Here is a 21763-nt window from a genome sequence, read left to right as displayed (position 1 = left end):
ACGACTGCATCGCGATCAGTGTGTAATCGTTTCAGTGGCTACGATAGTCCGTTGACGCCGGTGAGCTCGTCGACCGCTGCCTCGAGCAGCGCGTCGAGCGGTGAACGGGCGTCGGTCCCAGCGAGCGCGACCGGAGCGATGCTTTCTATCCGGTGGAGGCCCTACCGGAGACGAATGGATTCGCCAGCAACGTTTGACAGCGCACACCTTCTCGTCGTCGAGCCGTCCGACGGGACCCTCTCGAGTGCGCTTGCGGGCGACGCGCGCGACGTGACCGCGGTGTCGACAGTAGCCGCCGCACTCGATCGGCTCGAGAGCCGGTCCGTCGACTGTCTGCTGACGGTGCAGTCACTGCCGGCGGCCGAGGCGACCGGACTCGCGCTGCTCGAGGCGGTTCGCGAGCGCGACCCGGATCTCCCGGTGGTGTTCGCGCCGGCCGACGGCGACGAGACACTGGCCAGCGACGCGGTCGCCGCGGACGTGACGGCCTACGTTCCGCGCGCCGACGCCGATGCCCCGGTTGCGGACTGCCGGGCAGCGATCGACCGGGCGCTCTCGACGGGCCGCCAGCGCCGAGGCCGGCGGGAGCGCGCTCGCCAGTTCGACGCGATTTTCGAGGACCCCGAGACGTACTCGTGGGTGCTCGAGCCGGACGGAATCGTTCGACGGACCAGCGACCCCGCGCTCGAGGCGATCGGCGCGACCGAGGGAGACGTTCGCGGCCGGCCGTTACAGGACCTTCCGTGGTGGCGGTATACCGCCGACGGAAAGACGGCGATCCGGGAGGCGATCGACCGGGCGGCGAGCGGCGATACGGCTCACCGGGAGCTAACGCAACTCCGCGCCGACGGGGGCGGCGCGAGCGCGGGAGACGGACGCGAGCCCGCAAGCGACGTAGCGGACGCGGCCGAGGCCCATTTCGAAGTGACCGTTCGACCGGTCCGCGACGAGTCCGGCGAGGTCGTCTCGCTGCTCGCGCGGGCAACCGACATCACCGAACGCGCCCGACTCGAGCGCGAACTCCGCGAGTCCGAGGAACTCCACCGGGTGACGCTCAACAACATGACCGACACCGTCCTCATCACCGACGACGACGGCGAGTTCACCTACGTCTGTCCGAACGTCCACTTCATCTTCGGCTACTCGGACGACGAGATTCGGGAGCTGGGGACGATCGACGAACTGCTCGAGCCGGAGCTCTTCGACCGCGCCGACCTCGAGTCGGCCGGCGTCCTGACCAACCTCGAGTGTACAGTGACCGATCGGGCGGGTCGCGAGCACACGCTACTGGTCAACGTCCGCGAGGTCTCGATTCAGGGCGGAACGACCCTCTATAGCTGCCGGGATATCACGACCCGAAAACGCCGCGAGGAGGCGCTGACGGCACTCCACCGCACGGCCCGCGAACTCTTATACGCCGAAACGGACCGCGAGATCGCCGACATCATCGTCGACGATGCGACGGACGTCCTCGACTGCGAGGCGAGCGCGGCGTACCTGTTCGACACGGACGACAACGTGTTACGGCCCGCCGCGTCCTCGCCGGAGATGGAGCGGGTACACGGGCCGGTTCGTGACCACCGGGCGACGGACGACAGCGTTCCGGGGGACGTATTCGTCGACGGCGAGAGCCAATTTTTCGCGGACGTACACGACTCACCGTCGCTCTCGAACCCCGGGACGGACCTCCGAAGCGCGGCCTACGTGCCGCTCGGCGACCACGGCGTTTTCGTCGCGGGCTCACCGAAACCGAGCGCGTTCGACGACGTGGCCCGAGAGCTGACGGACCTGCTCGCGGCGACCGCGGAAGCGGCCCTCGACCGCGTCGAACGAGAGCACGCGCTGCGCGAACGGGATCGGGAACTCGAGGGGCGGAATCGACAGCTCACCCGCCTCAACCGGGTCAACGAGATCATCAGGGAACTCGATCAGGCGCTGGTTCGAGCCGAAACCCGCGAGGAGATCGAACGCGCCGTCTGCGACCGGCTCACGGCCGCCGACCGGTTTTCGTTCGCGTGGATCGGCACCAGCGACGCCGGCGGCGACCGACTCGAGTCCCGCGCCCACGGCGGCGGATCGAACGGCCGGGCATATCTCGACAGCGTGTCGCTCTCGCTCGCGGACGGGAGCGAGCCCGCGGTCAGGGCGGCGACCGACCGGGAGGAAACCGTCGTGTCGAACGTCGCCGAGGGCCTCCGCGACGAGCCGTGGCGGTCGGCGGCGCTCGCTCGCGAGTACCAGTCTACGGTGAGCGTTCCGCTGTCCTACGACGAGTTCACGTACGGCGTTCTGACCGTCTACGCCGATCGGCCCGGCGCGTTCGACGACATGATTCGGGCCGTCCTCGCGGAACTCGGCGAGACGATCGCCTCCGCGATCGCCGCGGTCGAACGCAAGCGGGCGCTGGTCGCAGACACGAGCACGCGACTCGAGTTCGAGGTCGACGACGACGCGTTCGTTTTCGCGCGGCTCGCACGACGGGCCGACTGTGCGCTCTCCGTCGACGGAAGCGTCCGCCAGCACGAGGACGGCGCGTCGGTCTTCGCCGCGGTCGACGGTGCGTCGCCGGACGCCGTCGCCGCCGCGACCGCGGACCTCGTCACCGTCGAGCGCGCACAGGTCATCGGCGAGGGCGGCGGTGGTGAGGGCGATGGGAGCACCGACGGCGACGGCGGGATCGTCCGCTTGCAACTCGCCCGCCCGGCGCTCGCCCTTCGCCTCGCGGACCACGGCGCGGTGTTACGGGGGATCGAGGCGTCTCCCTCGAGCACCCGAATCGTCATCGACGTTCCCGGATCCGTCGACGCGCGGGAGAGCGCCGACATCGTCTCGACGGCGTTCTCGGACGTCGACCTGCGCTCGAAACGGACCGTCGACCGAACGTCGCCGCGCGATTTCCGATCGACGCTGCGGGATCGGCTCACGGACCGCCAACTCGAGGTCGTCCAGATCGCGTACTACGGCGGCTACTTCGAATCGCCGCGGGAGAACTCGGGCGAGGACGTCGCCGATACGCTCGGCATCTCGCCGGCTGCGTTCTACCGACACATTCGGGCCGTCCAGCGGAAACTCTTCGAAGTGGTGTTCGACGAGATCGGCCTCCCGGCAACCCGTTCGCCGGGGGTTGAATAGTGACCCCCAACTGACTGGCGACGCTAGTTATCTGACGGATATACTCATCCTAATATCCCTTGTATTCCTAAATGCGACGAGCATCGCGACACCGTTCGTCATCGTTCCCATGCAACACAAAGACGCCGACTTCGATCCCGAGGCGGAATCGACCTACGAATGCTTCGACTGTGGAACCGTCGTCCGCGCGGCTGCGCCGGACGCCTGCCCCGAGTGCGGTGCGGAGATGCGAAATCGGCGCACACCGATCGAGTAACGATGTCTTCTCAAAAGCGTTCGTCGCCGACACGGGAAGCGACGGCCGAACCGACCGACCCCGAAACCGCACTCGAGACTGCGCGACGACAACTCGACCGCGTCGCCGCCCAACTGGATATCGACGACGCCGCCCTCGAGCGCCTCGCACACCCCGCGGCGGTCCACGAGGTGACGGTCCCCCTCGAGCGCGACGACGGGTCGGTCGAGGTCTTTACCGGCTACAGGGCCCAGCACGACAGCGTCCGCGGGCCCTACAAGGGCGGACTGCGGTACCACCCCGACGTGAGCCGCGACGAGTGCGTCGGTCTGTCGATGTGGATGACGTGGAAATGTGCCGTGATGAACCTCCCCTTCGGCGGCGCGAAAGGCGGCATCGTCGTCGATCCGAAGTCCCTCAGCGACGGCGAAAAGGAGCGGCTGACGCGGCGGTTCACCCAAGAGATTCGCGACGTGATCGGGCCGAACACTGACATTCCGGCACCGGACATGGGAACCGACCCGCAGACGATGGCGTGGCTGATGGACGCCTACTCGATGCAGGAAGGCGAGACGATCCCCGGCGTCGTCACCGGCAAACCGCCGGTCATCGGCGGCTCCTACGGCCGCGAGGAAGCGCCGGGCCGGAGCGTCGCCATCGTCACCCGGGAGACCTGCGAGTACTACGACTACCCGCTCTCCGAGACGACCGTCGCCGTCCAAGGCTTCGGCAGCGTCGGCGCGAACGCCGCCCGCCTGCTCGAGGAGTGGGGTGCGACCATCGTCGCCGTCAGCGACGTCAACGGCGCGATCTACGATCCCGACGGAATCGACGTCGACGAGATTCCCTCTCACGACGAGGAGCCGGAAGCGGTCACCCGCTTTGCGACCGAGATCGCCGACGCGGACAGCGTCCGACGGCTCTCGAACGAGGATCTCCTCGAGCTAGACGTCGACGTTCTCATTCCGGCCGCGGTCGGCAACGTCATCACGGCGGACAACGCCGACGCGATCGCGGCCGACATCGTCGTCGAAGGCGCGAACGGCCCGACTACCTTCGCCGCCGACACCATCCTCGCGGAACGGGGTGTCCAGGTGATTCCGGACATCCTCGCGAACGCCGGCGGCGTGACGGTCTCGTATTTCGAGTGGTTGCAGGACATCAACCGCCGCGCGTGGTCACTCGAGCGCGTCCACGAGGAACTCGAGGCCGAGATGCTCACGGCGTGGACCGCCCTGAAAACCGAGGTCGAGCGGCGGGACGTAACCTGGCGCGACGCCGCCTACGCCGTCGCGCTCGATCGGATCGCCGAGGCACACGAGACGCGCGGCCTCTGGCCGTGAGCGCTCAGGAACCTCGATCAAGATATTCGAGCGCCTCTTCGTCGGTCACCTGCCCGAAGTTCCGGTAGTACTGGCCCACGGCGCGGAAGTCGGCGGGCGTCTCCAGCGCGATCACGTCGTCGGCCTCCCGCTCGAGGGCATCCATCGACCGCGGGGAGCCGACGGGGACGGCCAGCCCGACCCAGTCGGCCCCGCTCTCCCGGACCTGTCGGAGACAGGCCGTCGCGGTCGCGCCGGTCGCGACGCCGTCGTCGACGAGCAGGACTCGCTTTCCATCCAGATCGGGCAGGCCGTCCGTCTCGCGGTACCGATCCGCTTTCTCGCGTGCGTTTTCGGCCTCCCGGTCCCGAATCTCCGCGAGGTACTCCTCGGAGGGGGTCACCCGCTCGAGCAGGTCGTCGTTGTACCAGACGCTGCCGTCGCTGGCGACCGCGCCCAGCGCCACCTCCGGGTTGTGGGGCGCGCCCAACTTGCGCGCCACGACGACATCGAGGTCGGCCGCAAGCGCGTCGGCGACCGGCCGCGCGACGGGCAAGGCACCGCGGGGAATCCCGAGGACGACATCGGCCTCGAGCCCGCGGGCCTCGAGGGCCGCTGCGAGGCGTTTTCCGGCGTCGGTTCTGTCGTCGAACATAGTCAGTCGGGAGCTACGGCACCGATCCACTATGCGTTTGCGTCGCACACGCCGGGTGGGGACACCGCGGGACCGGAACTCGCCTGCCGAACGCCTACACGGCGTCGTTCGGGACGGTGCATATGGCACGGCTCCAGCAAACGCTCTCGAACGTCTCGGAGGAGTCCGGACACGACAACGGCCGAGTCGGGATCGTCGCCGGGAGCGTCGCGTACCCGAATCAGCCGGCACTCGTCGGGCGGGCGGCGCTCCGAACGGGCTCGGATCACGTCCGGGCGTTCGTCGCCGAACCGATTTACGAGATCGTCGCGGGTCACTCGCCGAACTTACTCGTCGACCACTACGGCCACGAGGCATTCTCCGACGGTGCCGTCGAACGGACCGTCGCGGTCAGCGAGTGGGCCGACGCCGTCGTGATCGGCCCCGGTCTCGTCGACACCGAGCCCGAGGCGGTGCGCGATGCGGTCGATCGCATCGACGTCCCGATGATCGTCGACGCGCTGGCGATCGAACCCGCCCTCGAGGCCGACCTCTCGAACGCGATTTTGACGCCCAGCGGCTCCGAGGACGACCCGATCTACGAGGCCTACGGCTCACTCGAGGCATTCTCCGAGGAAACGGGGGCAGTCATTACGCTCACGGGAGACGTCGACGAGATCGTCGCCGAGGGCGAACGGATCGAAAACGAGACCGGAACGTCGGCTATGACCGTCGCCGGGACCGGGGATACCTTGGCCGGAATCACGGCGTCGCTGCTCGGTCAGGGAATGGACCGCCGCGAGGCCGCCGAACTCGGCGCGTGGATCCTCGGCAAGACCGGCGAACTCGCGACGGCCGAGTACGGCCCGGGCGTGGTCGCGACGGACGTCATCGAGCGGATTCCGGACACGATCCGATAACGGGGCGGCCCGCCCTATTCTTCGACTGCCGCTGTGGCCGACATCGGACAACCCTCGGGAACGATGTCTTGCGGGTCGGTCCCGGTCTCACCACCGAAGTATACCGTTCCGCCGTGGTGATCGGTCCAGCCGCCGTGGAACGCATCGTCCCAGTGGGTCTCGTCGGCGACGATATCGCTTCCCTCGTCGTTCGCACCGGGGACGAACGAGTAGTGGTGCCCGTTCATGGCGAACTGACACCCTTGGACCACGACCGGCCCGGACGGCCACGCCCAAACGCCCCGTCCCGTGCGGTACTGTCGCTCGTCGGTAACGGCGGCGACGCAGTTCTCGAGGATTCCCGACGCGAGCCGGTAATTGGCGATCCACGAGTTTGCGGCATAACAGTTCCGCAGGGCGACGGTTCCGCCAGACCCCGCACCCGGCGGCGAGCAGTAGAACCCGTTGTCACACATCCGCTGGACGTTCACCCGGTCGATCTCGAGGTGGCCGTCATGATCCGGACTGACCCAGATCCCGGTCCCACCTTTCTTCTCGTAGACCGCGCCGTCGCCGAGCCACACGTTTTCGATGCGAGAGGTCCCGCCGCCGGTATCGGCCGCGCCGATCACCGCTTCGTCACCCATGTCGACCTGCCCACGAACCGCGACGTTCCGGATGGTCCAGTCCGAGCCGTACGCGACGATCGTCACCGCGGCCCCGCTTGCCGTCACGTCGAACAGGACGTTCTCGAACGTCTCGCCGTCCTCTACCCGGACGATTTCGCGCTCGCCCGGAGGAACGGTGACCGTCTCGTACCCGCCGTCCGACGCCGCGCCGACCGTTCCCGCTCCGCCGATCGCCCCCGCAACTGCCGTGGCGGTTACTGTGAGACACGATCGACGGTTCAGGTGCGTCCTTCGGTGTTGTTCGGGAGACATAACCGATACGCCAACGACCACCGGCGAACGTATAAGGAATAGTTATAGTCATCAGTTTGTGAAAATCAGTTCGGCGTTCCTGTTCTCGACGAGCACCGACACCAGTCTCGTCGGCAGCATTGACCGACCGATAACAGTCTCGAGCGTTTTCTCCGGGCAAGCGAGCGATCCGAACACGGAACTAACGCGTCGTGACTGGCGGCCGCGATCGGGCCACAAGAGCATTCGATCGGATTCGGCAGTGCTGTGGCCGATCGACGGTTCCGGTTACTGGTCGTGGACGACGACCACCGTCATCGGCGCGCGGCGGACGACCGCTTCGGACACGCTGCCGAGCAGGACGCGATCGACGCCGTGGCGGCCGTGACTCCCCACGACGATTTGGTCGAAGTCGCCGTCGACGGCGTAGTCGATAATCTCCCGTGTCGGCGTCCCTGTCTCGATGACCGTCTCGATCTCGCGGCCCTCCGCAGCGGCCGTTTCGGCCGCCGTTTCCAGCAGCTCCCGGCCGTGGCTCTGCGCCCGGTCGTATCCAGGTAACTCCGCAGGCGAGCCGGCGAACGACGCCCAGTATCCCTCCGGCAGGCGAACGACGTGCATCGCCGTGATCGAGGAATCGGGAAACTCCTCGAGGGCGTACGCGAGCGCCGCCTCGGCCTGCGAGGAATCGTCGATCGGCACGAGCGTCTTCTCGATCATGTGTACTGATACCACGTCAAACGGCTTAACGGCTCGCTCACGATTCCGTGGCAGTCCGGCCGGACAGAGCCGCTACGGGATCGAGAACTCCTCGTCTCGCCGTCGAAGCCGCCCGCGGACGACCGGCGTCACCGGGAAGATTCCGACGCCGGTCCGCTCGATCTCGAGCACGCCGAACGCGTCGTGACCGACGAAGCGCGCGACCGTCTCGCGGTTCAACTGACAGCCGCCGGCGGCGCGTTCCCACAGCGGCGTCAGCCGGTCTTGGGCTCGCGCGCGCCAGCCGCTGTTTCGGACGTGCTCGAGGAAGCGCAGTTCCCCGCCCGGCCGCAGGACGCGGGCGACTTCCTCGAGGGCGGCGTCGGGGTCGCCGATGGTACAGAAGACCAGCCCGGAGAGCACGACGTCGAAACTGTCGTCGGCGTGGGGCAGCGACTCGCCGCGGGCGTCGCGGAGGGCGACTGACAAGTCAGTGCGCTTTACCTTGCGTGCGGCCCGGCGTCGCATGTTCGGGTCCGGTTCGACCGCGTGATACGCGAGGTCGTCGCCCCCGGCATCGGCGGCGTAGGGGAACATCGGGCCGCTGCCCGCGCCCAGATCGAGGACGCGCCCGGAGAGGTCGGCCGCGAGGTATTCGCGGTGCGTACCGATCAGGAATCGATCCGGCACGAATCGGTCGGACAGTGCGGCGAAGGCGGGATGGGAGATCCGCTGCTCGCTCGCAGCGCACCGTGGGTCAGGGTCGGCCATGGCGGACTCGTCGTACCCGACGACGACCGGGTTGATACCCGTTTTCCCGGGCCCGCACGAGCGGGAACGGCCGTCGTCTCGAGTGGTTTTATGGCCGGACGCGCCGCTATCCCGCGTATGAGCGACGATCGACTGCGTATGACCCCCGGGCCGACCGAGGTACCCGCGGCGGTCCGTGAACGGATGAGCGAGCCGACACCGAACCCCGACGTCGAACCCGAATTCTTCGAGTTCTACCGCGACCTGACGGCCAAACTCGAGGCGATCTACGGCGACGACGACATCGTGATCCTCGGCGGCGAGGGCATCCTCGGCCTCGAGGCCGCGATCGCGTCGCTGGTCGAACCGGGCGATCGGGTGCTGTGTATCGCAAACGGGCTCTACGGCGAGGGGTTCGCGGATTTCGTCGACATGGCCGGCGGCGAGGCCGTGGTTTGTGACACCTCGTGGCGGAACCCGCTCGACCGTGAGCGAGTCGAGTCCCTGCTCGCCGACGAATCCTTCGACGTGGCGACGCTGGTCCACTGCGAGACGCCGACGGGTGTGCTGAACGACATCGAACCGATCCTCGAGACCCTCGAAGAACACGGCGTCATCAGCGTCGTCGACGCCGTCTCCTCGCTCGGCGGGACGCCGGTGCCGACCGACCGGATCGACGTCTGTCTCGGCGCGTCCCAGAAGTGTTTCAGCGCGCCGCCGGGACTGACGGTCTGTTCGATCAGCGACCGCGCGTGGAACAAGATCGAGTCCTTCGAAACCGACAGTTTGTACACCGACCTCGAGCCGTGGCGCGACGCCGCCGCCGACGAGTGGTTCCCCTACACGCACCTCGCGTCGAACCTCTACGGGCTCGACACGGCGACCGACCTACTGCTCGAGGAGGGCCTCGAGTCGGTCTTCGAGCGCCACGAGGACGCCGCCGCGCGCTGTCGCGAGCGGGCCGCCGATCTCGGGCTGTCGCTGTACCCCGACGGAGCGACGCCGTCGCCAACCGTGACCGCACTCGCTGTCGACGGGAGCGCGACGGCCATACAGCAGACGCTCGCCGACGAGCACGACATCGTCCTCGCGACCGGACTCGGCGACCTCGAGGACGATATCCTCCGGGTCGGGCATATGGGACACAACGCGCGTCTCGATCGCGTCGAGCGAACGATGGACGCGTTGGTTGCCGTCCTCGACTAGGCTCGATTCTTCAACGCCGCCGCCAGCGCTCCGCGCTGACGGCCGCAGAATCGCACAGCGATTCTGCGACGGCGACGATGAACGACGTACCCGAGAGTTCGGGACGACGGGGTGTCGAACGATCGAACGGTTCGAACAACGGTGTGGCAGGCATACTCGTAGCACCCCGGAATCGGAACAAAACCCGTTTAGTCTGGCCGCTCGAGGGACGGATAATGAGTACGAGTTACCGGATCGGACTCGTCGGCAAACCCTCGGTCGGCAAGTCCTCCTTCTTCAATGCGGCAACGATGAACGACGTGCCCGAAGGGGCCTATCCGTTCACAACCATCGACCCCAGCGTGGGCGAGGCCTACGTCCGCGTCGACTGTGCGGCACCCGAATTCGACGAGGAGTGTACCCCCAACGTGGGCTACTGCGACCACGGAACCCGCTTCGTCCCGACGAAACTCGTCGACGTGGCCGGGCTGATCCCCGGGGCACACGAGGGCAACGGGCTGGGCAACCAGTTCCTCTCCGACCTGAACGAGACCGACGTGCTCGTCCACGTCGTCGACTTCTCCGGGGAGACGGACGCCGAGGGCGAACCCACCGAGGGCCACGACCCGCGGGACGACATCGCGTTCTTGGAAGAGGAACTCGACCAGTGGTATCTCGGCGTCCTCGAGAAGGGGATCAATCGATACGAGACGGGTTACACTACCGAGGACGACGCCATCGAGGAGGAACTCGCCGAGCAGATGAGCGCGTTCAAAACCAACGAGGACGAGATCAAGCGGCTCATCCGGCGCGTCGACGTCGGCTTCGATCCCGACGAGTGGGACGAGGACGACCAACTCGAGTTGGCCCGCGAAATCCGCAAGGAGACCAAGCCGATGGTCATCGCGGCGAACAAGATGGACACCCCCGAAGCGCAGGCAAACTACGAGGAGATCGCGAACGATCCCGACTACGACCACCTGACGATCGTTCCCTGCAGCGCCCACGCGGAGAAGGCGCTCAAGTCCGCCGACGGTGCCGGCGTCGTCGACTACCGACCCGGCGACGACGACTTCGAAATTACGGGCGATATCTCCGGCGATCAAGAACAGGGCTTAGAGCAGATCCGGGATTTCCTCACGGAATTCGGCGCGACCGGCGTGCAGGCGGCACTGGAAACCGCGCTCTTCGACGTCCTCGGGGTCACTCCCGTCTTCCCCGGCGGCGCGAACGGACTGGGGAACGAACGCGGCGAGGTGCTGCCGGACTGCTACCTGATCCCGCCGAACTCGACCGCGGAGGACTTCGCCTACAGTCTGCACTCCGACATCGGCGACGGCTTCCTGCACGCGATCGACTGTCGGACGAACCGCCAACTGGGCAAGGACTACGAAGTCGAGTCTCGAGACGTGATCGAAGTCATCACGACCAACTGAGGTGGCGCACTGCTCGCGAGAATTTGCGACGCGTCGGAGCGTTCGACCCCACGGCTCCGAAGTACGCTACTGTCCCCAGACGAACCGCTCAGCGGCGTCGTCGAGCCGTCCCGCGAGCCCGGAGAGCCACGCGCCGGGCGAGACGGTCCGCAGTTCGTCCTCGTCGACCTCGATTCGGGCCTCGCCGTAGGGGTCGCGGTCGCTCCGTGCCTCCTCGTCGGTGTCGGCGTTCGCGACGTCGACGGCGACCGACATCGAACAACGCCCGCAGGCTTCGCGGTCTTTTCCCATGTGAATCTAGGGCATGGTATGCCCCAGTCGCACTTAAATCTGCTCGCAACGGGCCGGCCCCGTGCCGACGGACTTTTGCCCGAGACGTGGCATCTACCCACATGGAAACGGTCACTACTGCGACTCGCTGTCCCCGACGGGCGGCCCCGCGAACGGCACCCGCTCGAGCCGATGGAGGACTCACCACCCATGTCTGACCGGGAGCCGGCATCCGAGGACTCCCTTGAGGCAGACTCGAGTACGGGAATCGAAACGGCGGCCGTGCCCGACTGGGACGACGAGTACGTCGACCGGGTAAGCGACCGTCTGATGCACAACTACGACCTCGAGAAGGATCGCTCGGTCGACGGCGAGCGGTTCACGCTGTACGGGCGGATGGACCTCGCGAGCCAGAAACACTTCCTCCATCCCTCCATCTCGATCGCCGAGCACGAGTCGACCGAACACCTGTTCGTCGATCAGGTCGACCGCGTCGACGACGCAGTGCTCGACCGCTACGTCGACCTCGGCCATCGACTCGGCGACGACTGGATCGATCCCGACGAGGAACACTACAGCACCGAGTTCACGTTCGTCGCGGTCACGCCGTCGATTCCCGACGAGGTTCGCAGTCGCGTTGCGGGCTTTTCCGACCGGACGCTGTTGAAGTACGGCTATCACGGCCACTACGAGATCAATCTGGCCGTCGTCGCGCCCGAACCGGAGGACCTCGTCGCCAGCGAGAACGCCGATATCGCGACGGCCTTCCGGCTCTGGGAGGAGATTGAACGGAAAGAAGTCGGTCTGCTCGGGCTAATCGCCCGACGGCTACAGCTTTAGTCGTCTTCTGCCGGCTTCCCGCCGTCCGCGGCGACCGCGTCGCCGCCGAGGCCGCGACTGGACTTGATGTTTCCGTAGCCCATTCGCAGCAGCGACAGCGCCAATCCGATCAACGTTAGATTGATCAGGATTTGGCCGCCGCCGGCGATCCACGTCCAGATGGTTGGATCACCCATGAGGAGCCGACTGTACAGGACCTGATAGAAGGCGACCCACAGCAACCCGATGATCGTCACGACAGACATCAGTGCCAGCGGGACACCCGTACTGATCAGTTGCTTGCTCCGGTCCCAGTTAGCGAGCCAGACCGTGCCCGTCAGCAGCGCCAGTCCGGCGAGCAACTGGTTCGCTCCGCCGAACAGCAGCCAGAGGTCCTCCCAGCTGCCCGTTCCGAGGAGCAGGAAGGCGGCGATGACGACGAGACTCGTGTTGACGTACCGGTTCGCGCCGTATTCCTCGACGGTAGTCTGGGGCGTCCCGACGAGTTCTTCGACCATGTACCGACTGAGACGGACCGCGGTGTCCATGCTCGTCAGGAGGAAACTGGCGAGTACCAGCGCCATGAACGGCGCACCGTAGCTTTCCGGAAGACCGAATGCGGTGAGGATCACGCCGCCACCGGTCGCGAAGTTCGGCAGCGCCGTCCCGATGCCGCCGGCACCGGCGATCCCCGCGACGCCGATCGTACAGAGCGCGACGGTGGCGAGCAGTCCTTCACCGAGCATCCCGCCGTAACCGATCAGTCGCGCGTCGGTCTCCTTGTCGAGTTGTTTCGCCGTGGTGCCCGAGGAAACCAGCGAGTGGAACCCGCTGATCGTCCCGCAGGCGATCGTGATGAACAGCAACGGGAACAGCGGCATCAGATCGTACGCCGCGTTGTCGCTGCCGAGTACGCCGTACCACGCGTCGATCTGGAAGGTCAGCGGTTCGCTGGTGGACGTGATGAACGTCCCCACGATGACGGCGAGCAACGCCCCGCCGACGCCGGTGTATAGCAGGAACGACGAGAGGTAATCACGGGGTTGCAACAGCATCCAGACCGGCAGGACGCTGGCGAGACCCCCGTAGACGAGCATCACGAGGACCCACGCACCCACGTTCGCGTTGAATCCCAGTTCGGGCACGAACCCGGGCGCGGTCTCACCGAACAGAACGATCGTATCCGGTGCATTCGGGAACTCCGAGCCGAAGAGTGCGATCGGGTACTGGATTCCGACCCAGACTGTCGCGAAGATGCCGGCAACGAAGATGACCGTCCCGACCGAAAACGGGAGGTTCAGTTGGTATAGCCAGAATCCGAAGACGAATGCGAGCCCGACGTACAGCAGGCTCGCGGTGGCGGCCTGCGGGTAGCCGTTGAAGACGATCCCGATGACCAGCGCGAAGACGGCCACGACGAGGATCGTCAGCAGGAACGCGAACCACAGCAGCATGTTCTTGCCCCGTTCCCCGACGTACTCCCCGATGATGTAGCCGATGGACTTCCCCTCGTGTCGCAGGCTGCTCGACAGCGAGACGAAGTCGTGGACCGCACCCAACAGCGGGTTGCCGATGGCGACCCACAGCACGGCCGGGACCCAACCCCAAACCAGTGCGGCCGTAATCGGGCCGACGATCGGCGCGCCCCCCGCGATACTCGAGTAGTGATGCCCCAGTAGCACCGGCTTTTTCGCCGGCACGTATTCCTGACCGTCTTGATACTTGTGTGCTGGCGTCTCCCGGCTGTCGTCGAGATTGACGAACTGTTGGAGGTACCGCCCGTACCCCACGTACGCGACCGAGAACAACACGAGCACCAGTGCGACGATCCAAATTACACCTGCCATGTTACTAACTCCCTAGCAGGTGGTTGCACGGGAGGAATATAAATATAATTCATTGTATTTCGGACTAGCGCCAACCGATTTTTTGGGTTACCCCTTCTTTATTTGAGAATATAAGAAGCATATCACGAGCCCCGAAACCCACCGTGGATTCCCGGCGACACCGGGTTACGGCGAGACGCCACGTTTCTCCGTACCGACCGCGACGACTGGCCCCGTTACGTCGTCGGTGCCCGATCGCCGTCTCCGACCTCGATCTCGAGGTCCGCGGCGACGTCCTCGAGAATGCTGCCGCGGACTTCCTCGACGCGGGTCTCGATCGTCGCGGCGATCGGCACGTCGAACTCGCGTTCGATCCGCTCGAGGCGGTTGCGTTCGGTCGCGACCCGCTGGCGAAGATAGCGCGCTCCCCGGCCGTTTTCGTCGGGATCGGGCTCGGGCGAGAGGCGGTTGACCACGAGTCCCCGGACCGGCAGGTCGGCCTCGGCGAGCGTCTCGACCGAGCGGCGCGTCTCGCGGATCGAGAGTTCGTCGGGATTCAAGACGAGGTAGAATCCGGCGTCCTCGCGCAGCACCTCGCCGGCGAACTCGAATCGCTCCTTGCGCTCTTGCAAGCGTGCGAGGATCGGATCGCCCTCCATCACGCGGCGCGGTTCGTTGTTGCCGATCGCGGCCTTCTCGAAGAGATCGATGCTGCGCTCGCGTTTGTCCATCAGCCGGTCGATCCAGCGCTCGAGCAGTTCGGGGAGCGCGAGCAATCGCAGCGTCGAACCGGTCGGCGACGTGTCGAACACCACCCGATCGTACGGCTCGGCGTTGCGCATCACCTCGACGAACCGGTCGAACAGAGCGGCCTCGTAGGCACCCGGCGTCTGGTGGGCCATCTCGAGTTGGATGTCGACCTCGTTGACCATCGTCGCCGAGAGCTGCGAGCCGAGCTGTTGTTTGAGCTCCGAGAGGTGATCCTGCACCTCCCGGTCGGGGTCGATCTCCATCGCCGAGAGCCCGTCATAGCCCTCGACCGGCCGCGGCTCGTCGCCGAACTCCTGATCGAACACGTCGGCGGTGCTGTGGGCCGGGTCCGTCGAAACGACCAACGTCTCGAGGCCGGCGTCGATACACTCGAGGGCATAGGCACTCGAGACAGTCGTCTTGCCGACGCCGCCCTTGCCGCCGAAGAAGGTAAACTCCGTCATCAGAAGTGATACTGGTGGCCTTTGCGTTCGATGATCGACTGCCGGTCCCACATCCGCCGCTCCCACGCCTGATACTCGTCTTCGAGGAAGGGGAGGAGTTCGGCCGTGTAGTACGAAACCGGCGACGGGATGCCGAAGGCGTCGGGGAAACACGCCAGCATGAACGCGTCCTCGAGGTCCTCCGCTTCGGCCTCGATCTTCTCGTAGGCGGGGTGGGCGATCATCCCGTGATAGAGCCCGCGGAGCCACTCCTCGAGCGTGGCCCGGAACGTCGCGATCCGATCGGCCAATGTCATCGTCAATCATGCTCAGGGCCGGAGACAAAAATATGTCGCGTCCCGGCGGTGGCCGAGTCGGCGTCGCTCGGTGTCTCGAAAAACGGAAGCGAAAACGCACCTGCGAACGCAGTTTCGACTCGGTTACCGCGGCGGATGCGCGTAGCCGACGGAATACTCGCCGTCGTATCGGAGCATAATGCTGCGGGCTTCCGCAGCGTCGACGGTGAACGAATCGCCTTTCTCGAAGTCGCCGTCGACCTCGTCGGCGATATCGATCTTGGTACGACCGTCGTTCGTCCAGACTCGTGCCTCGAGTTTCGACGCGGGAAGGGCGTCGCCGCCCTTGTGTGTGACCGTCCCGTCGTCGAACGCCAGATCGATCGACGGCTGTGCTCGGGTGCCGCCGATGCGGATGTCCTCGTCGCCCCAGACGGCGGTGGCGTCGGTGCCGACTGCCACGTCTTCGAGTTCGATCGTCGTCCCCGAACTGACGGTGTCGTACTCGTCGGCCCACTGCGTGGCCGCCGGCTCTTCGTCGATCAGCAGTTCGTACTCCGCGGCCGACCGCTCGGTCTCGTCTTCGAACTCGACGGTCGCCGAGAGCGTTTCGTTCTCGTAGTCGTAATCGAAACGCACGTGGCCCGGCGGTCGAATACGGTCGCGAGCGATGCTGTCCTGTCGGCCCGTTCCTTCCCAACAGACGAGGACGGTATCGCCGGGCTGGACGTCCTCGAGCGTTGCCGTATCGCCCGCACTCATCGTGTCGCTCCACGGCTGTACCGTCGCTTTCGGCTCGATGGTGTCCTCCGATTCGCGGGGTCGGTACCGCGGCCGTTCGTCGTAGGCGACGAGTGAAACTTTCTCGCCGTCGAGCGGGAACTCGTCAGTGTATTTGACGGAGAGACTCTCGGTATCGATATCGTAGTCGAACTCGAACTCGAATCGGTCGAGAATCGTCGTGCTGCTCGAGCTCTCGCCGAGTTGGTGCTCGTGCGTGAGCGTGACTGAGAGGGTCGGCTCGACGTCGTCCATATCGATGACGATCGTATCACCCTCTTCGAGGGTACCGTGGCCGTCGGCCCAGATATCGCGGTCGTACTCTTCGCCACCGACCTCGAGCGTGAGGTCCTCGATCGGGGTTGGATCACCACGCCCGACTTCGATCTCGAGGTACTCGTCCTCGAGATCGAAATCGCGTTCGGCGTGGAGGAATCCGGGACTGTCGTGTTCCCTGACCGCCCGTTCGGCCGCGAGGTCGCGCTTGGCGGAGATGGTGACGAGAGCACCGTCAGTTTCGACCGTCGGCTCGCCTTTCGTGGCAGTGTAGGCCAGTTCGCCTTTGAGCGTCTCGATCAGTTCGTCGGTGACGTTGGACGCATCCTCGAGTGCGACTCCGACGTTCATCTCGAGGGTGTCCGGACCGAGCACGGTCATCGCTCTGGCGATGTATTCGACCGTAACGTCCCCCATGGAATCGGGGAGTTGCGAGTTGTCGGCCGTCTGGACGGTGTAGCCGGCGCGACCGTCGAAGAGTTCGAACCCGTCCTGGAGGACCGGCTCGGCGGCCAGCAGGCGCTCGGTCTCGCCCGCCTTCGCCGCGAACGCGTCATCGACCGTGTCGTCGGCTTCGGCGATGACGGCGAGGGTCTCGGTTGCGGCGGCGACCGTCTCCTTGTTCTCCTGGTAGTCGTACTCGACGCCGCCGTCAGTCTCGCGAGACTCGCCCTCGCCCTCGAGGTCGAACTCACCGGCGAGGACGGTGATCGGCATCGAAAACCCGTCGTCCCCAGTGTCGTAGACGAGGGCCTGTTTCGAGACGGATTCGGGATCGATCTGGAACCGGCCGGTGTTCGGGGTGGGCTCGTAGGGTTCGTTGGCTTCCCGGCGGCGCTCGTAGTCCGTCGTCATCATCATCATCGAGTCCGTCGCGACCGATGCCGGAAGGTAGTCAAGGAGATCGTCGACTGCCGGCGAACCGGCGTCGCTACCCGACTGTGTAGTCGTCGCGCCGACGGCGCTACCTGCCATCGCGGCGGTGATCGTCGTGCCGATGCCACCGAGGAGGGTACGGCGGGGACACTGCTTCATACGGGCCGATTTTATTCCCACCATCACAAGTAGGTTTTCATTACTTTCTCACCCAGTAACTGCTTTGCCGGGGAACGGCGGTGAGAACCCCGTTCGGTTCGCGGGCCGACAGCCCCGCCTCGAGGCGACGCTTCTTGCCCCTCGAGTCACAACCCATCCCTATGCAAACGACGATTCCGGTGACCGTCCTCTCGGGCAGTCTCGGGGCGGGAAAGACGACGCTACTCAATCATCTCCTGCGGACAGCCGACCGCGACCTCGCGGTACTGGTAAACGACATGGGGTCGGTCAACGTCGACGCCGAACTCGTCGCCGAGGGCTCCGATCTCGATGTCGAGGGCGGGGTCACCGAACTCTCGAACGGCTGTATCTGCTGTGAACTGCAAGACGACCTCGAGACGGCGGTCGTCCGGTTAGCCCGCGAGCGAGAGTTCGATCACTTGCTCGTCGAGTCCTCCGGTATCTCGGAGCCCGCACCGGTCGCCCGGCTGTTTACCACGTCCTCGCGCGTGGCCGCCAGCTACGACCTTGACGCGCTGGTGACCGTCCTCGACACGCGGCTGTTTCTGGACGCCTTCGACGGCGACGAGGTCCCCGAGCGCCGCGGGGAGGACGGGGAGGCCGATCGCCCGCTCTCGGATTTGGTGATCGAGCAACTCGAGGTGGCAAATCTGGTCTTGCTCAACAAGACGGACCGCTGTACCGAGCCGGAACTCGAGCGGGCCGAAGACCTCGTTCAGGCGCTTCAGCCGATGGCCGAGACGATCCGCACGACGTTCAGCGAGGTCGACCCGGACCGCATACTGGGTGTGGGCCTGTTCGATCCCGGGTGGATGGGCGAGTTAGCGGGCTGGCAGCGGGCGCTGGCCGATGACGGCGACACCGAACAGGGGGACAAACCGCACGACCACGACGATCACGATGGCCACGACCATCGCCATCCGGACGAGGTCTACGGCGTCGACTCCTTCGTCGTCCGGGAGCGCCGCCCGTTCCATCCCGAGCGCTTCGCGTCGTTCCTCCGGGACCTCCCCGACGATATCGTCCGATCGAAGGGGACGGCGTGGATCGCCGGCCACGACGTGAAAATCGACATCGCTCAGGCCGGCCCCTCGGTCCGCGCGACCGTCCGCGGGCCGTGGATCGCCGCCCTCCCCGAGGTCCAGCGGGAGCTGTACCGCTCCAATCGGCCCGACCTCGAGTGGCACGACGACCACGGCGACCGGCAGACGGAACTGGTCTTCATCGGCACCGATCTCGAGGCCCACGAATCGTCGCTTCGTTCGCAACTCGCGGACTGTCTGGTCACCGACGACGAGTGGGAACGAGCCGACGAACTGGCGAACCCGTTTCCGAGCGAGGACGACGAAGATGTCGTGCTTCGCGAGCCCTGATCACCGCCGCTACCCACGCTCACCGCACCCTACTCCTACACTTCTCTGACCGTCGCCCGCTCCACCACACCCTCAGCCGAGTTCGGTCTCGATCGTCTCGAGCGCCCCCTCGAGTTCGCCGTTTCGCTTCCACGCGGCGATCCGATCGCCGAAGGGCAGCGGCGCGGCGAGTTCGACCGCCGACCGGATCGTCACCCGAGTCCGCTTGTCGTCGACGGGTTCGTACTCGAGCCACGTCTCCATGTGGGAGAAGGGACCGTGTTCGCCCTCTTGCGTGTAGTAAATCTCGTCGTCGCGGTCCTCGAACCGCAGCGGGAGTCGGATTCCGGGGCCGCTGGCGACAACGATCGTGGCGTTGGCTTCTTCCTCGACGCGTTCGACCGTAAAGCTCCCCTCAGCGTCGACGATCGCCGCCGGCTCGAGCCACGTCGATAGATCGGCCGCGGTCACGTCGAGCACTCGCGACGCCGTCACTTCGCGCATAGTGACTCCGTGCCGCCGAATCACTATAAAAACCGCCGGGACGGCGGTATCTCGTCGCCGAGACGTGATCCGTGCCACCGATCGCCGGTGGCACGCACGGAAACCACTAAGTGACCAACGTTCCCCTCTCTTCGCATGGCCGGATCCGACGGCGAACCGGACGACGGACTGCAGGAGGGCCTCGAGTCCTCGCAGGGCGATCCGCGCGTCTTGCTCCTGCTGAACGCCGTCCTCTCGACGCTGTTCGCGCTGCTGTTCGTCTGGGGAGCGAGCCGCATCGACGTCCTCGTCTTTACGCCCACGAGCGTCGCGACGGTCGCGCTCGTCGTCTTTTTACTCACGCACGTCGTTTCGCGCCCCTGATACCGATTGCGGGGCGGTTCGGAGTACCGGCGACTGTCGGGGTGAGGCGACAGGTTCTCGTCGCGGGCCCGCTACTGTCCGATAATGAGCATGCGGCAGCTGTCCGCCTACCGGCCGACCAAACCCGACGTCGCAGTGTTCGTCTCCGGCGTTACCAGCATGGGGCTGGAGATTCTCGCGGGCCGGATCATCGCCCCCCAATTCGGCAGTAGCATCTACACCTGGGGAAGTATCATCACCGTCTTCCTCGCCGCGCTGAGTCTGGGCTACTGGCAGGGCGGTAAGCGAGCCGAAACGGCGTCGAACCGACGCATGAGTTGGATCCTGCTGGGAACGGCGGGCTACGTCGCGATCGTGGTCTACGCAAGCGATCAACTCCTGCTCTCGGCCTCGGCGATGCCGCTACCGGCCCGGTACGCGTCGCTGCCGGCCGTCCTCATCCTCTTCGGGCCGCCAACCTACCTGCTCGGGTTCATCAGCCCCTACTCGGCAGAACTTTCGATGGTGGAGGGAACCGGCGAGGCGTCGGGTCACGTCTATGCCCTCGGGACGATCGGGAGCATCGTGGGCGCGGGCGCGACGACCTACCTCCTCATCCCGACGCTCGGCATCGACATGATCGGTCTCCTGTTCGGGTTCATCCTCGTCGGGACCGCGGTCGCGCTGACGCTCCCTACTCTCGCGCCGAAACCGGCAGCCGTCAGCGTGGCCGTCGCCGTGTTGCTCGTCGTCGCGGCCGGCCTCGGCCCGGTCGCCTTTGACCACCGCGGCGACGTCGTCTACCAGACCCAAACGGCCTATCAGGAACTTGAGGTCATCGACGACGGCGATACCCGAACGCTGTATTTAGACGGGGCCCGCCACAGCGCGATGGACCTCGAGGAGCCCGACCGACACGTCTTCGAGTACACGCGATTCTTCCACCTGCCGATGCTGATGGTCGACGATCCCAACGAGGTCGAGGACGTGTTGTTCATCGGTGGGGGCGGGTACACCGGCCCGAAGGACTTCGAGCGCAAATACGATGTCAACGTCGACGTCGCCGAACTCGATCCCGAAGTCTCGCAGGCGGCCAAGGACTACTTCGATCTCGAGGAAAGCGAGAACATGACCGTCCACACGGAAGACGGGCGGCAGTACCTCCGAGACACCGACGAGAAATACGACGTGATCGTGCTCGACGCCTACCAGAAGGATCAGGTTCCGATTCACCTGACCCAGCTCGGGTTCATGGAACTCGCAGAGGACCGGCTGACCGAAGATGGCGTCTTCCTCGCGAACGTCATCGCCGCACCCAGCGGTGCCGGCTCGGAGTTCTACCGCGCCCAGTACAAGACGATCGACGAGGCCTTTGCGTCGACGTACAGCTACCGAACGTCGAATTGGGACTCGGTCCAGAACATCGAGGTCGTCGCGACGAAAGCCGAGACCGACTTCACCGAGGCCGAGCTCGCCCAGCGAAACGAGAATCGCGACCTCGGGATCGATTTGAGCGGCGAGGTCAACGCCTCCCTCTCCGAGCCCGAAACCGACGACGTGCCGGTGCTGACCGAAGATCACGCGCCGGTCGACAGCCTGCAGGCGTCGACCGTCGGACAGGAGTACGTCATCGAGCAGACCGACGAGGAGGAGACGAGCCCGGAACCCGCGTCGATCGCGGCCGGCTCCTCACCCGCACTCGCGCGACCCGTTCCGGAGCCGGGCGGGCCGGGAACGGGACTCGAGTCGATAGCGACCGATTCGGCGACCGTCGGCCCGGCGGCAACGGAACCGGCGTCGCCGTAGCCGGTCCCCGCGGCGACGGATCCATGACGAC

General features: G+C 65.9%; 20 protein-coding genes. 10 read left to right on the top strand and 10 right to left on the bottom strand.

Annotated features, from left to right (window positions below):
* The first annotated feature begins 174 nt into the window (after positions 1-174).
* The 3 genes from ACJYUO_RS10010 to gdhB all read left to right on the top strand — a co-directional run bounded on the left by ACJYUO_RS10010 (position 175) and on the right by gdhB (position 4710).
* Positions 175-3132 carry a bacterio-opsin activator domain-containing protein gene (locus tag ACJYUO_RS10010; RefSeq protein WP_494345227.1) on the top strand — a complete coding sequence of 986 codons (2958 nt, stop codon included), beginning with the start codon at positions 175-177 and terminating at the stop codon, positions 3130-3132.
* Positions 3133-3241: 109 nt separating this feature from the next.
* A complete protein-coding gene (locus tag ACJYUO_RS10005; RefSeq protein ID WP_138244352.1) occupies positions 3242-3388 on the top strand; it encodes a rubrerythrin-like domain-containing protein in 147 nt (48 codons plus the stop codon).
* 2 nt (positions 3389-3390) lie between these two features.
* The gene (gene gdhB / locus ACJYUO_RS10000) at positions 3391-4710 is read left to right on the top strand and encodes a glutamate dehydrogenase GdhB (protein WP_494345226.1); all 1320 of its coding nucleotides are present in this window, start codon (positions 3391-3393) and stop codon (positions 4708-4710) included.
* A 4-nt stretch (positions 4711-4714) separates the two neighbouring features.
* Here the strand turns inward: gdhB and ACJYUO_RS09995 are convergent, their stop codons facing one another.
* Positions 4715-5344: a phosphoribosyltransferase gene (locus tag ACJYUO_RS09995; RefSeq protein ID WP_494345225.1), complete on the bottom strand. Its 630-nt coding sequence runs from the start codon at positions 5342-5344 to the stop codon at positions 4715-4717.
* Positions 5345-5466: 122 nt separating this feature from the next.
* Between ACJYUO_RS09995 and ACJYUO_RS09990 the strand changes: the two genes are divergently transcribed.
* A complete protein-coding gene (locus ACJYUO_RS09990; RefSeq protein ID WP_494345224.1) occupies positions 5467-6243 on the top strand; it encodes an NAD(P)H-hydrate dehydratase in 777 nt (258 codons plus the stop codon).
* 14 nt (positions 6244-6257) lie between these two features.
* On the opposite strand, the gene ACJYUO_RS09985 is transcribed toward ACJYUO_RS09990, so the two are convergent.
* The 3 genes from ACJYUO_RS09985 to ACJYUO_RS09975 all read right to left on the bottom strand — a co-directional run bounded on the left by ACJYUO_RS09985 (position 6258) and on the right by ACJYUO_RS09975 (position 8612).
* A complete protein-coding gene (locus ACJYUO_RS09985; protein WP_494345223.1) occupies positions 6258-7163 on the bottom strand; it encodes a right-handed parallel beta-helix repeat-containing protein in 906 nt (301 codons plus the stop codon).
* Between the two features lie 267 nt (positions 7164-7430).
* Positions 7431-7862, bottom strand: a complete 432-nt coding sequence (locus tag ACJYUO_RS09980; protein WP_494345222.1) for a universal stress protein — start codon at positions 7860-7862, stop codon at positions 7431-7433.
* A 72-nt stretch (positions 7863-7934) separates the two neighbouring features.
* Positions 7935-8612, bottom strand: coding sequence for a class I SAM-dependent methyltransferase (locus ACJYUO_RS09975; protein ID WP_494345221.1), 678 nt, complete (start codon positions 8610-8612; stop codon positions 7935-7937).
* A 117-nt stretch (positions 8613-8729) separates the two neighbouring features.
* Between ACJYUO_RS09975 and ACJYUO_RS09970 the strand changes: the two genes are divergently transcribed.
* Together ACJYUO_RS09970 and ACJYUO_RS09965 are read left to right on the top strand one after the other, a co-directional pair.
* On the top strand, positions 8730-9797 hold the full coding sequence (locus ACJYUO_RS09970) for a pyridoxal-phosphate-dependent aminotransferase family protein (RefSeq protein WP_494345220.1): 1068 nt from the start codon (positions 8730-8732) through the stop codon (positions 9795-9797).
* Positions 9798-10012: 215 nt separating this feature from the next.
* On the top strand, positions 10013-11212 hold the full coding sequence (locus ACJYUO_RS09965; protein ID WP_494345219.1) for a redox-regulated ATPase YchF: 1200 nt from the start codon (positions 10013-10015) through the stop codon (positions 11210-11212).
* A 66-nt stretch (positions 11213-11278) separates the two neighbouring features.
* On the opposite strand, the gene ACJYUO_RS09960 is transcribed toward ACJYUO_RS09965, so the two are convergent.
* The gene (locus ACJYUO_RS09960) at positions 11279-11503 is read right to left on the bottom strand and encodes a DUF8007 family protein (RefSeq protein WP_494345218.1); all 225 of its coding nucleotides are present in this window, start codon (positions 11501-11503) and stop codon (positions 11279-11281) included.
* Between the two features lie 189 nt (positions 11504-11692).
* Between ACJYUO_RS09960 and ACJYUO_RS09955 the strand changes: the two genes are divergently transcribed.
* Positions 11693-12322, top strand: a complete 630-nt coding sequence (locus tag ACJYUO_RS09955) for a DUF8052 family protein (RefSeq protein ID WP_494345217.1) — start codon at positions 11693-11695, stop codon at positions 12320-12322.
* On the opposite strand, the gene ACJYUO_RS09950 is transcribed toward ACJYUO_RS09955, so the two are convergent.
* The 4 genes from ACJYUO_RS09950 to ACJYUO_RS09935 all read right to left on the bottom strand — a co-directional run bounded on the left by ACJYUO_RS09950 (position 12319) and on the right by ACJYUO_RS09935 (position 17707).
* Complete coding sequence (locus ACJYUO_RS09950) at positions 12319-14148, bottom strand: carbon starvation CstA family protein (RefSeq protein ID WP_494345216.1); 1830 nt, start codon at positions 14146-14148, stop codon at positions 12319-12321. The genes ACJYUO_RS09955 and ACJYUO_RS09950 overlap by 4 nt on opposite strands.
* Before the next feature lie 215 nt (positions 14149-14363).
* Positions 14364-15341, bottom strand: coding sequence for an ArsA family ATPase (locus ACJYUO_RS09945; RefSeq protein ID WP_494345215.1), 978 nt, complete (start codon positions 15339-15341; stop codon positions 14364-14366).
* Positions 15341-15637, bottom strand: coding sequence for a DUF7990 family protein (locus ACJYUO_RS09940; RefSeq protein WP_006431173.1), 297 nt, complete (start codon positions 15635-15637; stop codon positions 15341-15343). Before ACJYUO_RS09940 ends, ACJYUO_RS09945 begins: the two co-directional genes overlap by 1 nt.
* Before the next feature lie 123 nt (positions 15638-15760).
* A complete protein-coding gene (locus tag ACJYUO_RS09935; RefSeq protein ID WP_494345214.1) occupies positions 15761-17707 on the bottom strand; it encodes a hypothetical protein in 1947 nt (648 codons plus the stop codon).
* Between the two features lie 161 nt (positions 17708-17868).
* Here ACJYUO_RS09935 and ACJYUO_RS09930 point away from each other — a divergent pair, with 161 nt between their 5' ends.
* Entirely contained in the window at positions 17869-19101 is a 1233-nt protein-coding gene (locus tag ACJYUO_RS09930; RefSeq protein ID WP_494345213.1) for a CobW family GTP-binding protein, read from the top strand.
* A 72-nt stretch (positions 19102-19173) separates the two neighbouring features.
* Here the strand turns inward: ACJYUO_RS09930 and ACJYUO_RS09925 are convergent, their stop codons facing one another.
* Positions 19174-19584, bottom strand: a complete 411-nt coding sequence (locus ACJYUO_RS09925) for an SRPBCC family protein (RefSeq protein WP_494345212.1) — start codon at positions 19582-19584, stop codon at positions 19174-19176.
* A 135-nt stretch (positions 19585-19719) separates the two neighbouring features.
* Between ACJYUO_RS09925 and ACJYUO_RS09920 the strand changes: the two genes are divergently transcribed.
* Both ACJYUO_RS09920 and ACJYUO_RS09915 read left to right on the top strand, forming a co-directional pair.
* Positions 19720-19947: a DUF8107 family protein gene (locus ACJYUO_RS09920; protein WP_494345211.1), complete on the top strand. Its 228-nt coding sequence runs from the start codon at positions 19720-19722 to the stop codon at positions 19945-19947.
* Between the two features lie 84 nt (positions 19948-20031).
* A complete protein-coding gene (locus tag ACJYUO_RS09915) occupies positions 20032-21732 on the top strand; it encodes a spermidine synthase (protein WP_494345210.1) in 1701 nt (566 codons plus the stop codon).
* Positions 21733-21763 lie beyond the last annotated feature (31 nt).

The organism is Natrinema sp. CRL1 (assembly GCF_059162405.1).
Note: the sequence above shows the minus strand (reverse complement) of the source record. Positions and strands in the feature narration are given on the sequence as shown.

What these genes read in the sequence shown, in the direction of transcription:
- ACJYUO_RS10010 (WP_494345227.1), top strand. Translation starts at nt 175, where the DNA reads ATGGATTCGCCAGCAACGTTTGACAGCGCACACCTTCTCGTCGTCGAG.
- ACJYUO_RS10005 (WP_138244352.1), top strand. Translation starts at nt 3,242, where the DNA reads ATGCAACACAAAGACGCCGACTTCGATCCCGAGGCGGAATCGACCTAC.
- gdhB (WP_494345226.1), top strand. Translation starts at nt 3,391, where the DNA reads ATGTCTTCTCAAAAGCGTTCGTCGCCGACACGGGAAGCGACGGCCGAA.
- ACJYUO_RS09995 (WP_494345225.1), bottom strand. Translation starts at nt 5,344, where the DNA reads ATGTTCGACGACAGAACCGACGCCGGAAAACGCCTCGCAGCGGCCCTC.
- ACJYUO_RS09990 (WP_494345224.1), top strand. Translation starts at nt 5,467, where the DNA reads ATGGCACGGCTCCAGCAAACGCTCTCGAACGTCTCGGAGGAGTCCGGA.
- ACJYUO_RS09985 (WP_494345223.1), bottom strand. Translation starts at nt 7,163, where the DNA reads ATGTCTCCCGAACAACACCGAAGGACGCACCTGAACCGTCGATCGTGT.
- ACJYUO_RS09980 (WP_494345222.1), bottom strand. Translation starts at nt 7,862, where the DNA reads ATGATCGAGAAGACGCTCGTGCCGATCGACGATTCCTCGCAGGCCGAG.
- ACJYUO_RS09975 (WP_494345221.1), bottom strand. Translation starts at nt 8,612, where the DNA reads ATGGCCGACCCTGACCCACGGTGCGCTGCGAGCGAGCAGCGGATCTCC.
- ACJYUO_RS09970 (WP_494345220.1), top strand. Translation starts at nt 8,730, where the DNA reads ATGAGCGACGATCGACTGCGTATGACCCCCGGGCCGACCGAGGTACCC.
- ACJYUO_RS09965 (WP_494345219.1), top strand. Translation starts at nt 10,013, where the DNA reads ATGAGTACGAGTTACCGGATCGGACTCGTCGGCAAACCCTCGGTCGGC.
- ACJYUO_RS09960 (WP_494345218.1), bottom strand. Translation starts at nt 11,503, where the DNA reads ATGGGAAAAGACCGCGAAGCCTGCGGGCGTTGTTCGATGTCGGTCGCC.
- ACJYUO_RS09955 (WP_494345217.1), top strand. Translation starts at nt 11,693, where the DNA reads ATGTCTGACCGGGAGCCGGCATCCGAGGACTCCCTTGAGGCAGACTCG.
- ACJYUO_RS09950 (WP_494345216.1), bottom strand. Translation starts at nt 14,148, where the DNA reads ATGGCAGGTGTAATTTGGATCGTCGCACTGGTGCTCGTGTTGTTCTCG.
- ACJYUO_RS09945 (WP_494345215.1), bottom strand. Translation starts at nt 15,341, where the DNA reads ATGACGGAGTTTACCTTCTTCGGCGGCAAGGGCGGCGTCGGCAAGACG.
- ACJYUO_RS09940 (WP_006431173.1), bottom strand. Translation starts at nt 15,637, where the DNA reads ATGACATTGGCCGATCGGATCGCGACGTTCCGGGCCACGCTCGAGGAG.
- ACJYUO_RS09935 (WP_494345214.1), bottom strand. Translation starts at nt 17,707, where the DNA reads ATGAAGCAGTGTCCCCGCCGTACCCTCCTCGGTGGCATCGGCACGACG.
- ACJYUO_RS09930 (WP_494345213.1), top strand. Translation starts at nt 17,869, where the DNA reads ATGCAAACGACGATTCCGGTGACCGTCCTCTCGGGCAGTCTCGGGGCG.
- ACJYUO_RS09925 (WP_494345212.1), bottom strand. Translation starts at nt 19,584, where the DNA reads ATGCGCGAAGTGACGGCGTCGCGAGTGCTCGACGTGACCGCGGCCGAT.
- ACJYUO_RS09920 (WP_494345211.1), top strand. Translation starts at nt 19,720, where the DNA reads ATGGCCGGATCCGACGGCGAACCGGACGACGGACTGCAGGAGGGCCTC.
- ACJYUO_RS09915 (WP_494345210.1), top strand. Translation starts at nt 20,032, where the DNA reads ATGAGCATGCGGCAGCTGTCCGCCTACCGGCCGACCAAACCCGACGTC.